This is a genomic window from Sulfitobacter sp. HI0040 (assembly GCF_001634885.1).
Lineage (GTDB): Bacteria > Pseudomonadota > Alphaproteobacteria > Rhodobacterales > Rhodobacteraceae > Sulfitobacter.
The window spans coordinates 1-10,872 of the sequence record NZ_LWEX01000004.1; the positions used below are offsets into that span (position 1 = coordinate 1).

The following is a 10,872-nucleotide window of genomic DNA, read 5'->3' on the forward strand; positions in this document are numbered from 1 at the left end:
ACCTCCGCCAGCACCGCCACGGGGGCGGCGCTGGCGCCCCTTGTGCTGGGGCAACGCCCGGCGGACATGCCCGTCAGGGGCGGGCTGGGCGGTCATGCGCGGTACATGGCGTGGCAGGTGCAGAACGGCGAGACCATGGAACTGGCCCCCCTGCGCGCGCGGCTCGCCGCACGGCCCGCGGCGCTGCTGCGGCTCAAGGGGTTCGTGGGGCGCGAAGACGGTTCGGCCTGGGAAGTCCATTGCGTGGGGCCGAGCGCCAGCGTCAAACGCGCGACATCACCGGAGGCGGGGGCGCGGACGCGGCTCGTGGGGATCGCGCTGGCCGATACGCTGGGGCAAGCGGAACTGGACGATTGGTGGCGGGGCGCGGCCCCTCCGGGGGGAGTATTTTACAAAGGGTGAAGGCGGCGGTCAGTCTTCGCGCGTCACCTCGGCCTCGCCCGCCTGCATCGGGCCCTCGGCGCGGTCGAACCGCAGGTAGGCCAGGGCCCTGTCCCCGGCCCGGGTCAGCAACTGGCCCGCGGGCTTGCCGTTGGCGGTGATCTCCGTCCCCGGATCGGCGGGGCCCTGAACCGAGACGCGCGCCAGCCCTTTGCGCAGGGCGGTCTTATGCTTCATCCGGGCGGTCACTTCCTGCCCCACGTAGCAGCCCTTGCGGAAATCCACGCCGCCCAGACGTTCGAACCCCATCTCGAGGATGAAGTTATCGGGGCCGAGGTCCACCCCGGCCTCCGGCACCATGGCCGCGACCCGGCGGGCGGTCCAATCGGTATCGTCGCCCGTCTGGGGCGTGTCGCGGTAGGCGCGCCAGCCCATTTCAGGGCTGCGCGGATCGGCATAGCCGTCTTCGGGCGGCGTGCCGATGCCGCGATGCAGATGCAGGCCGGTCGTCTCGATCGTCACATCGGCGCGCAGCTTGTACATGTTGAGCCGGGCGAGCGCCGTATCGGCCTGTTCCTCCGCCACATCGAGCAGGATGCCATCGCCATCGGCGCAGAGGAAGAAATCCGCGATATACTTGCCCTGCGGCGTCAGCAGCGCGGCATAGACCGGCCCCTCGGCCAGTTTGCGCACGTCATTCGTGACGATGCCTTGCAGGAATTCATGGGCATCCGCCCCCGAGATGCGCAGAATGCGTCTGTCGTTCATGACTATGTCCTTCATTCCGTTCACATGACATATAGCCATCGAACCGCCAGCAGAAAGAGGCAGTATGCGCGCGCCCCTCTCCGTCGTGATCCCCACCCTCAATGCCGAAGCCGCCCTTGGCCGGTGTCTTGGCGCGTTGGTCGAAGGGCTGGAGGCGGGCTTGGTGCGTGAGTTGATCGTGACCGACGGGGGGTCGTCGGACGCCACCTGCGCCATCGCGCAGGCCTGGGGCGGGGAAGTCGTGACCGGGCCGCCGTCGCGCGGGGGGCAGTTGCGGCGGGGCTGTGCGGCGGCCAGCGGCGACTGGTTGCTGGTGCTGCATGCCGACACGGTGCTGCTGTCGGGCTGGAGCCGCCGGGTGGAGGCGCATCTGCCCAGCGGCGCGCCCGCTGCCTTTCACCTGCGCTTCGATGCGGCGGACGGGGCAGCGCGGCGGGTGGCCGCATGGGCCAACTGGCGCAGCCGGCGCGGGTTGCCCTACGGCGATCAGGGGCTGCTGCTGCCGCGTGCGCTCTATGATCGGGCGAGGGGCTATCCGGACCAGCCGCTGATGGAGGATGTGGCGCTGGTACGCGCGCTCGATACGCCCGTGGTGATGCTCGATGCCATCGCCATGACCAGCGCGGACCGTTACCGGCGGCAGGGCTGGCTGCGGCGGGGCGGGCGCAACCTGATGCTGCTGGCGCGCTACTTCGCCGGGGCCGATCCCCATGCGCTGGCGCGCGCCTATCGCCGTCAGGCGGGGGAGCGGGACTGACCGTCGGGTTCCGGAGCGGTCTCTGTCCCCGGGCCATTGCCGTCCTTGAACTGCAGCCGGTAAAGATCGGCATAAAGCCCGCCTTTTTCCAGCAGCGCGTCATGGGTGCCTTCGTCCACCACCCGGCCCCGATCCATCACGATGATGCGGTCGGCATCGCGGACGGTGGACAGCCGGTGCGCGATCACCAATGTGGTACGCCCCTCTGCCAGCCGCTCCAGCGCGTCCTGCACCACCTGTTCTGAATGGGCGTCGAGCGCGCTTGTGGCTTCGTCCAAGAGCAGCACCGGCGTGTTGCGCAGAAGCGCGCGGGCGATGACAACCCGCTGGCGCTGCCCGCCCGAGAGCGCCGAGCCGCGCGGTCCGACGCGGGTGTCCAGCCCCTGTTCGAGCTGCGGCAGGAAGTCGGCGACATGGGCGTCCTTCAGCACCTGATCGAGCACCTCCGGATCGACGTCTTCCCGGCCCAGCACGATATTCTCGCGCAGGGTTTCGTCGAACAGCAGCGCCTCTTGCGTCACCACCGAAAACAGACCGCGCAGGTCCGGAATGGTCATCTCGGTCGTGGCGACGCCGCCGATGCGCACCTGTCCCTCATCCGGGTCGATCAGCCGGGTGAGCAGGTTGAAGATCGTCGATTTACCCGCGCCCGACGCCCCCACCAGCGCCGTGGTCTGTCCGGCGGCGGCGGTGAGCGATATGTCATCGAGCACTTTAGATTCCCCGTAGGAAAGGCTCACCCCGTCCAGCACAACGTCCGGCGTGCCGCTGGGGGCGGGGCGCGGATCGGCGGGCGAGGACAGCCGCACCGGCGCATCCATCAGCGCCTTGATCCGCTCCAGCGCGGCGGCGGCGACCTGCCACAGCCCGCTGATGCCACCCAGCCGCCGCAGCGGGTTGAAGGTGAAGCCCATGGCGGTGAAGAAGGTCATGAACTCGCCGATGGTCTTGTCGCCGGAGATGATTTCGGACCCGCCGTAGAGGATCACGGCCATGAAACCCACGCCCGACATGATGTCGATCATGCCCGGTATCGCGGAGTTGCCGAAGGCGCTGCGCACCTCGGTGCGGATGAACTGCCGGGTGAGGTCACGGTACTGGCGCGACTGGTAATCCTCCAGCGCGTTCAGCTTGACCTGCACGACCCCGTGGAAAACCTCGTCCAGCCGCGTGGACAGCGAGGCGCCCAGATCGCGCGCCTCGCGCGAGCGGGCGCGCACGAAACGCTGCGCGATCGCGGCAGGCAGGACCATCACCGGGATGCCGATGCAGGCCAGCAGCGCCCAGATGGGGTCAATCGCGATGGCCACGCCCAGAAGGACGATCAGCCCGATGAAATCGCGCCCCGCGCCAGTAATGACCGCGCGCCAGACATCCGCCACCGCGTTCACGTCCGACTGCACCCGCTGGATCAAAAAGCCCGGGGGATGCGACTGGTGAAAGGCGCCGTCCTGCAGCATCATCCGGTCCAGCAGATCGATGCGCATATCGGCGGCGGAGCGCTGGGCGATCCGTGTGAGCAGCACCTTCTGCGCCACCCCCGCCACCGCGCGGACCACGAAGATGCCCAGCAGCAGCAGGCCCACCCACCACAGCGCGCTTTCCTGCCCGGCCACAAAGACGCGGTCGAACATCGGCTCCATCAACCGTGCGAGCGCGCCCAGGGTCGACCCTTCGATGATCATGAAGATCACGGCCACGCCCAGCAGCTTCATGTGCTGGCGCAGATAGTCCCGCCAGAGCCAACGCAGCAATTCGGAGGATGTGTAGTTCTTGTAGTCCATCTTGGCCGGTGTCCTCCGAGGGGCGGGCGGTTCCACCTCTACGCATCGGGCCCGCGCAGGGCAAGCCACACGGGCTGCGTTGACGCGCCGTTGCGACGCGGTAAGGTGGCGCGAAACAGATGCAAATTCATACAGGTCTGACCATGGCGAAAGCACCCGTTCTGGCGCAGGGGCGCTCTTATCTCGCGATTCCGGGGCCGTCGGTCATACCGGACGCGGTCCTTGCGGCGATGCACCGGGCCGCGCCCAATATCTACGCCGGTCCCCTGACGGAGATGATGCCCGGCATGATGGACGATCTGCGCCGCGTCGCCCGGACCCGGCACCATGTCGCGATGTATACAGGCAACGGACATGCCGCGTGGGAAGCCGCCCTTGCAAACGTGATCCGGCCCGGCGACGCGGTGCTGGTACTGGCCACCGGGCGTTTCGGCATCGGCTGGGGCGAAATGGCCAGCGGGTTGGGCGCGGAGGTGGAGGTGATGGATTTCGGGCGTGCCGCACCGATGGACATCGACCGCATCGCCGAGCGGCTGACAGCCGACAGCGCCCATCGGATCAAGGCGGTGCTGGCGGTGCATGTGGATACCTCGACCTCCGTCCGCAACGACATCGCGGGCCTGCGCGCGGCACTGGACGCGGCGGACCATCCGGCGCTGCTGATGGCCGATTGCATTGCCTCGCTGGGCTGTGACCGGTTCGAGATGGACGATTGGGGCGTCGATATCATGGTGACGGCCTGCCAGAAGGGGCTGATGGTCCCGCCGGGGGTGAGCTTCGTCTTCTTCAACGACCGCGCCGCAAAGGTCCGCGACGGCATGGAGCGCGTCAGCCGCTACTGGGATTGGCAGCCCCGCGCGGAGCCGGAGGAATTCTACCAGTACCACGGCGGCACGGCGCCGACCCAGCATCTCTTCGGGCTGCGCTGCGCGCTCGACATGATCCATGAAGAGGGGATCGAGGCGGTCTGGCAGCGCCACGCCCGGCTGGCGCGCGCCGTCTGGGCCGCCTGCGAGGCATGGTCCACCGCCGGCAGCTTCGGCATGAACCTTTCCGCGCGTGAGCACCGCAGCCACGCGGTGACGGCCCTGCGGCTTGAGCCGCCCAACGCCACTCGCCTGCGCGACTGGGTGCAGGAAAATCTCGGCCTGACGCTGGGCATCGGGCTCGGCATGGCGGCCCCGGGTGACCCGGCATGGCACGGGTTCTTCCGGCTGGGCCATATGGGCCATGTGAACGGGCATATGATCATGGGCATGCTGGGCGGTATCGAAGCGGGGCTGAACGCGCTCGCCATCGATCACGGGCAGGGCGCGCTCGACGCGGCGGCGCGGGTGATCGGCGGAGCGGACTAGGCGCGCCGCGCCTCGATCCGGCCGATCAGCGCGTTGACGGCCCAGCCCGTCAGCGCCACCGCCGCGATCCCCCAGAGCGCCCAGATCAGCACCAGAAACCACGACAGGTTGATGCCGAACATCACGATACAGGCGGCGGTGAAATCGGGGGCGGCAGGGCGGTTCGAGGTGTCGCGCATGGCGGAAGCTCCGGTCTGATGCCGGCTATGATAGCGCAGCTTTGCCGCAAGTCAGCCCCCTTGCGCGGCAGGTTATCAGCCCGCCGCGGCCCCATCCGCCGCCTCGCGCAGCGCCTCCGGCAGGGCGGCGGCAAAGGCATCGAGCTGCGCGGGCGTGCCGCAGCTGACGCGGATGCAGCGGTTCTGCGGGGCGGCAAAGGGCATCCGCACGAAGACCCCGCGCCGGATCAGTCCCTCCAGCACCGTCTTGGCCCGGGCCGCATCCCCGCCACAGTCAATGGCGACGAAATTCGCGGCAGACGGCAGGGCCGTGAGCCCGTTGTCGGCGGCGATCCGCGCGATACGGCTTCGCGCCGCCTCGATCCGGGTGCGGGTCTCTGCCAGCCAGGCGGTATCGTTGAGCGCGGCCAGCGCCCCCGCCTGCGCCGCACGGTTCATGCCGAAATGATTGCGCACCTTGTCGAAAGCCGCGATCAGGTCCGGCGCGCCCATCGCATAGCCAACCCGCGCGCCCGCCATGCCATAGACCTTGGAAAACGTCCGCAACCGGATCACGCGCGGATCATCCAGCGGCAGTGGCAGCGCCGTGCCCTCTGGGGCACATTCGACGTAAGCCTCATCCAGCACCAGCAAGCTGCCCGCGGGCAGATCCTCCATCGCCGCCGCCAGATCGGCACCGGCGTGCCAACTGCCCATCGGGTTGTCGGGGTTCGCCAGATAGACGAGTTTGGCATCCACCTCCGCCGCCCGGGCGAAAAGCGCCCGGGGGTCTTCGCGGTCGTCGCGGTAGGGCACCCGGTGCAAGACCCCGCCATAGCCCGCGACATGGTAGTTGAACGTCGGATAGGCCCCGTCGGACGTGACGACCGCATCGCCCTGCGCCACGAAGAGGCGCACCAGATAGCCCAGCAACCCGTCGATCCCTTCGCCCACGACGATATGGGCGGGGGTGGTGCCGTGATGTCGGGCCAGTGCATGGCGCAGATCATGGCTTTCGGGGTCGCCATACATACAGATCTCCGTCTCCGCCATGGCGGCACGGGCGCGGGGGGAGGCGCCGAAGACGTTTTCGTTCGCACCGATCCGTGCGTCGAAGGGGCGGCCCATGGCGCGCTCTTGCGTTTCCGGCCCGACGAAGGGCACGGTATCGGGAAGCGACTGGGCAAGCGGGGTCAGGCGAAAACGGCTCATCCCCACCTGATAGCGGGGCCCGCAGGCCCGGACAAGCTGCCGCAGCGTTCCGCTGGCCTTGGCCCGACACGATCGGTTGAATGGGCCTCAAGCAAAAGGAGAATCCCATGGCCCGCGTTTCCGTCACCGTCAAAGACCATATCGCCTTCGTCACGCTGACCCGCGCGGACAAGATGAACGCGGTGGATCAGGAGATGATCGACGCCGTCATCGCCGCCGGTGCGGAAGTGGCGGCATCCGACGCGCGCGTGGCCGTCCTGTCGGGCGAAGGCCGCGCCTTCTGCGCGGGCATCGACATCACGGGCCTGTCGGGCATGGTGGGCAAGGACCCGGCCGAGATGCTGATGCCGCGCAGCCACGGGAACGGCACGACGAACCAGTGGCAGGAGGTCGCCATGGTCTGGACCCGGCTGGAGATCCCGGTGATCGCCGCCCTGCACGGCGCGGTCTACGGTGCCGGGATGCAACTGGCGCTGGGTGCCGATATCCGCATCGCCGCCCCCGATACCCGGCTCGCGGTGATGGAGATGAAATGGGGCATCGTGCCCGACATGGGCGGCATGGTGCTGCTGCCGCGCCTCGTCCGGGGGGATGTGCTGCGGCGGCTCACCTATACCGCCGAACCCGTGGGCGCGGAGCAGGCGGAACGCTGGGGCCTCGTGACCGAACTGGCCGATGATCCGCTCACCGCTGCCACCGAGCTTGCCCGCGTGATCGCGGGCAAGAGCCCCAGCGCCATCCGGGCCGCCAAGCGCCTGATCGCAGAGGCCGAAACCCAAGCCCCCGACGATGTGCTGCTGGCGGAATCCCGCGAACAGGCCGCGCTGATCGGCAAGCCCCACCAGATGGAGGTCATCGCCGCAGCCTTCGCGAAACGCCCCGCGGTCTTCGAATAGGGGGTAAAAAAGGTCAGCCCCGCCGGTTTCCCGACGGGGCCTTCCAAATGGACGATCTTCGCATCCCTGCTAGGACCGCGATCCGAGTCTGGGGTCAAATCCCTTCCAAATGGTTAAAATCCCCGCCGGAGGCTCCCCCGCCACCGGGGCGCCCGTGGCGCCGTGCACCTTCGGTGAGGATTTAGGACCATTTGGAAAGGCCTACCCTCACTCCATTTCCGACAGCCGGGCGAGGGCGGCTTCGATCTGGCGGGCCTCTTCTTCGCGCGCGGCGAGGTTCGCCTCGGCCTCGGCGACCACATCGGCGGGGGCGGAAGCGGCGAATTTCGGGTTGCCGAGACGCCCGGAAAGCCCGCCGATTTCCTTTTTGAGCTTGTCCAGCGTTTTGCCCAGCCGCGCCTTTTCCTCACCGATGTCGATGAGACCGGCGAGCGGCAGGCCGAAGTCGGCGCCCGGCACCGCGATGGAAACCGTGCCCTTGGGGAAAGCCTCCTGTTCGTCGAGGCTTTCGACCCGGGCGAGGCGCCGGATCATCGTTTCGTTCGCGGCCCATGCAGATTGCGCGGGGGCGTCCCAGCCGGTCACGAGCATGGGCACCTGCAGCCCTGCGGGCACATGCATCTGCGCCCGGGCGGAGCGGATCGCCTCGATCAGGCCGATCACCCAGTTGAGCTCACGGTCGGCTTCAGGGTCGATCATCTGCGCGGGATCGTAGGTCGGCCAATCGGCATGAACCAGCATCTCGTCACGCTCTGCCGTGGTCTGCCAGAGTTCTTCGGTGATGAAGGGCATGATCGGATGCAGCAGCAACAGGCACTGGTCCAGCACCCAGCGCAGCGTCTGCCGGGTCTCATCCGCCTCCGGCGCATCGCCCTGCAACAGCGGTTTGCTGAGTTCCACGTACCAGTCGCAGACCTTGCCCCAGACAAAGGCATAGAGCGCGTTTGCCGCATCGTTGAACCGGTAGTTCGACAGGGCGGTATCCACCTCTTCGCGCACGCGCGCCGTCTCTCCGATAATCCATTTGTTGAGCGTATGTTCCACCTGCGCATGGCTGGTGTAGTGCACGCGCTCCACCTCCGGCGCGAAAACTCCGTTCATCTCCGCGAAGCGGTGCGCGTTCCAGAGCTTGGTGCCGAAGTTCCGGTACCCGGCAATGCGCGCGGTGGAAAGCTTCAGGTCCCGCCCCATGGCCGCCATGGAGGTCAGCGTGAAGCGCACGGCATCCGCGCCGTAATCCCCGATCAGTTCCAGCGGATCCAGCACGTTGCCGAGCGACTTGGACATCTTCTTGCCCTTCTCGTCGCGCACCAGCGCATGGACGTAGACCGTATCGAAGGGTTTTTGATCCACCACCGCGTATTGCATCATCATCATCCGGGCGACCCAGAAGAAGATGATGTCGAACCCGGTGATCAGGACCGAGGTGGGGAAGTATTTCTGCAGCGCCTCGGTCTGCTCCGGCCAGCCCAGCGTGCCGATGGGCCAAAGGCCGGAGGAGAACCATGTGTCCAGAACGTCGGGGTCGCGGGTCAGCGTCTTTCCGGGAGCCTTGGCCTGTGCTTCGGCTTCGGTTGCGGCGCAGTATTCGTTGCCGTCTTCATCGAACCACACCGGGATCTGGTGCCCCCACCAGAGCTGGCGAGAGATGCACCAGGGCTCGATATTCTCCAGCCAGTGGAAATAGACCTTGCGGTCCTGCTCCGGCAGGATCGTCACCTCTCCCGTGCGCACGGCGTCGATCGCAGGCTGGACGATCTTCGCGGTGTCCACGAACCACTGGTCGGTCAGCATCGGCTCGATCACCACCTTGGAGCGGTCGCCGAAGGGCTGCATGATCTTCTTGGCTTCCACCAGCGGCACGAGGTTCTCTTCCTCGGTGCGCATCTCGCCGCCTTCGCCGGGCTCGACGGGGGATTTCTGCGCGGCGCGGCCAAGGCGCGGGTCGCTCGCCTGCGTCATCACGGCGAGGCCTTCTGCGGTGATGTCGTCGATCACGCGCTTGCGGGCCTCGAACCGGTCCAGCCCGCGATAGGCGTCGGGCACGAGGTTGATCTCGCTCGCGTCGGCGGGGGCCTCTTCGCGGCCCTCGGCGATGGCCTGCGCGCGGGCGGCGGCTTCGGCGTAGGGCAGGCCGTCTGTCCGCATGGTGCCGCGGGTGTCCATCAGCGCATAGAGCGGGATGCCGCCGCGCTTGGCGACCTCGTAGTCGTTGAAGTCATGCGCGCCGGTGATCTTGACAGCACCCGAGCCGAAGGCGGGGTCGGGATATTCATCGGTGATGATCGGGATGAGGCGACGATGCTCTTTGGGGCCTACGGGAATTTCGCAGAGTTTCCCGACGATTGAGGCATATCGTTCATCCGATGGATGAACTGCCACGGCGCCGTCGCCCAGCATGGTTTCGGGGCGCGTCGTGGCGATGGAGATATAGTCGCGCTCCTCTTCGAAGAGCGTGTTGCCGTCTTCGTCCTTCTCCACGTAGGTGTAGGTGGCGCCCCCTGCCAGCGGGTATTTGAAGTGCCACATGTGGCCGTCGACCTCGGTGCTTTCCACCTCGAGGTCGGAGATCGCGGTTTCGAAATGCGGGTCCCAGTTGACCAGCCGCTTGCCCCGGTAGATCAGGCCCTTTTCGTACATGTCGACGAAGACCTTGATGACCGCGTCGTGGAAGTTGCCCTCCTCCCCCTCGGGGGCGCCGGGCGCGCCCGACATGGTGAAGGCATTGCGCGACCAGTCGCAGGACGCACCGAGGCGCTTGAGCTGTTCGATGATCGTGCCGCCGGATTGCTTCTTCCACTCCCAGACCTTTTTCAGAAACGCCTCGCGACCCAGTTCGCGTCGTCCGGGTTGCTGCGTTTCGGCCAGCTTGCGTTCCACCACCATCTGGGTGGCGATTCCGGCGTGGTCCTGTCCCGGCTGCCAGAGCGTGTCGAACCCGCGCATCCGGTGCCACCGCACGAGGATGTCCTGCAGGGTGTTGTTGAAGGCATGGCCCATGTGCAGCACGCCCGTCACGTTGGGCGGCGGGATCATGATGGAAAAGGTTTCCTCCCGGCTGGCATTGGCCCCGGCCCTGAAGGCGCCGGCCTCTTCCCATGCGGCGTAAAGCCGGGCTTCGGCTTCGGCGGCGTCGAATGTCTTTTCCAGTGCCATCAGTACTATCCCTTGTCCGTCCGCCTGCTGATCTAGCGAAGGTTGGCGGCAAGGGAAAGGGCCGGGGGGCTGTGTGCCGGGGCGGGGGCGCGGCGTCAGGCGGTGCGGTCCAGCTTGGTGCTGAGGTGGATGAGGCTTTCGGAACTGTTCACGCCCTGCAACTCGCCGATCCGGTCCAGCGTCTCGTCCAGCTCCTGCGTTGTCTGCGCGGCAAGCTGCACCAGCAGATCGAACCGGCCCGAGGTCGTGTGCACCACCCGCACCGCCGGCAGGCTGCGCAGCCGGGCCAGCACGGCGGGGCCCGCGCGGGGGGCGATGCTGACCAGCGCCGTGGCATGGAGCGGCGGACGCGCCTCCGCCCCCAGCCGCAGGGTATAGCCCCGGATCACCCCGCTGCGCTCCAGC

At 67.5% G+C, this 10,872-nt stretch carries 10 protein-coding genes; 4 read left to right on the plus strand and 6 right to left on the minus strand.

Annotated elements, in window-relative coordinates:
- A partial coding sequence (locus A3728_RS00445) for a GTP-binding protein (protein WP_201722280.1) occupies positions 1–402 on the plus strand: 402 nt, incomplete at its 5' end.
- Between the two features lie 9 nt (positions 403–411).
- Here the strand turns inward: A3728_RS00445 and ygfZ are convergent.
- On the minus strand, positions 412–1,149 hold the full coding sequence (gene ygfZ, locus A3728_RS00450; protein ID WP_067919242.1) for a CAF17-like 4Fe-4S cluster assembly/insertion protein YgfZ: 738 nt from the start codon (positions 1,147–1,149) through the stop codon (positions 412–414).
- 64 nt (positions 1,150–1,213) lie between these two features.
- On the opposite strand from ygfZ, the gene A3728_RS00455 reads away from it, so the two are divergent.
- Positions 1,214–1,906: a TIGR04283 family arsenosugar biosynthesis glycosyltransferase gene (locus A3728_RS00455; protein ID WP_067919244.1), complete on the plus strand. Its 693-nt coding sequence runs from the start codon at positions 1,214–1,216 to the stop codon at positions 1,904–1,906.
- Here the strand turns inward: A3728_RS00455 and A3728_RS00460 are convergent.
- Positions 1,885–3,690: an ABC transporter ATP-binding protein gene (locus A3728_RS00460; protein WP_067919246.1), complete on the minus strand. Its 1,806-nt coding sequence runs from the start codon at positions 3,688–3,690 to the stop codon at positions 1,885–1,887. The two genes, A3728_RS00455 and A3728_RS00460, sit on opposite strands and share 22 nt — an antisense overlap.
- Positions 3,691–3,833: 143 nt before the next feature.
- On the opposite strand from A3728_RS00460, the gene A3728_RS00465 reads away from it, so the two are divergent.
- Positions 3,834–5,045 (plus strand): pyridoxal-phosphate-dependent aminotransferase family protein, encoded by a 1,212-nt coding sequence (locus tag A3728_RS00465; RefSeq protein WP_067919248.1) that lies wholly within the window; start codon positions 3,834–3,836, stop codon positions 5,043–5,045.
- Here the strand turns inward: A3728_RS00465 and A3728_RS00470 are convergent.
- Both A3728_RS00470 and A3728_RS00475 read right to left on the minus strand, forming a co-directional pair.
- Positions 5,042–5,224, minus strand: a complete 183-nt coding sequence (locus A3728_RS00470; protein WP_067919250.1) for a hypothetical protein — start codon at positions 5,222–5,224, stop codon at positions 5,042–5,044. The two genes, A3728_RS00465 and A3728_RS00470, sit on opposite strands and share 4 nt — an antisense overlap.
- 75 nt (positions 5,225–5,299) lie before the next feature.
- Positions 5,300–6,415: a pyridoxal phosphate-dependent aminotransferase gene (locus tag A3728_RS00475; RefSeq protein ID WP_067919252.1), complete on the minus strand. Its 1,116-nt coding sequence runs from the start codon at positions 6,413–6,415 to the stop codon at positions 5,300–5,302.
- A gap of 107 nt (positions 6,416–6,522) precedes the next feature.
- On the opposite strand from A3728_RS00475, the gene A3728_RS00480 reads away from it, so the two are divergent.
- Entirely contained in the window at positions 6,523–7,311 is a 789-nt protein-coding gene (locus A3728_RS00480; RefSeq protein ID WP_067919255.1) for a crotonase/enoyl-CoA hydratase family protein, read from the plus strand.
- 207 nt (positions 7,312–7,518) lie between these two features.
- Here the strand turns inward: A3728_RS00480 and A3728_RS00485 are convergent, their stop codons facing one another.
- Entirely contained in the window at positions 7,519–10,467 is a 2,949-nt protein-coding gene (locus A3728_RS00485; RefSeq protein ID WP_067919256.1) for a valine--tRNA ligase, read from the minus strand.
- A gap of 95 nt (positions 10,468–10,562) precedes the next feature.
- Positions 10,563–10,872 (minus strand): Lrp/AsnC family transcriptional regulator (locus A3728_RS00490; RefSeq protein ID WP_150120590.1); only part of this gene is annotated, 310 nt, incomplete at its 5' end.

Bases quoted from the DNA above. Each gene is read 5' to 3' on its own strand.
- A3728_RS00460 (WP_067919246.1), bottom strand. From the start codon at position 3,690: ATGGACTACAAGAACTACACATCCTCCGAATTGCTGCGTTGGCTCTGG.
- A3728_RS00455 (WP_067919244.1), top strand. From the start codon at position 1,214: ATGCGCGCGCCCCTCTCCGTCGTGATCCCCACCCTCAATGCCGAAGCC.
- A3728_RS00475 (WP_067919252.1), bottom strand. From the start codon at position 6,415: ATGAGCCGTTTTCGCCTGACCCCGCTTGCCCAGTCGCTTCCCGATACC.
- A3728_RS00485 (WP_067919256.1), bottom strand. From the start codon at position 10,467: ATGGCACTGGAAAAGACATTCGACGCCGCCGAAGCCGAAGCCCGGCTT.
- A3728_RS00465 (WP_067919248.1), top strand. From the start codon at position 3,834: ATGGCGAAAGCACCCGTTCTGGCGCAGGGGCGCTCTTATCTCGCGATT.
- A3728_RS00470 (WP_067919250.1), bottom strand. From the start codon at position 5,224: ATGCGCGACACCTCGAACCGCCCTGCCGCCCCCGATTTCACCGCCGCC.
- ygfZ (WP_067919242.1), bottom strand. From the start codon at position 1,149: ATGAACGACAGACGCATTCTGCGCATCTCGGGGGCGGATGCCCATGAA.
- A3728_RS00480 (WP_067919255.1), top strand. From the start codon at position 6,523: ATGGCCCGCGTTTCCGTCACCGTCAAAGACCATATCGCCTTCGTCACG.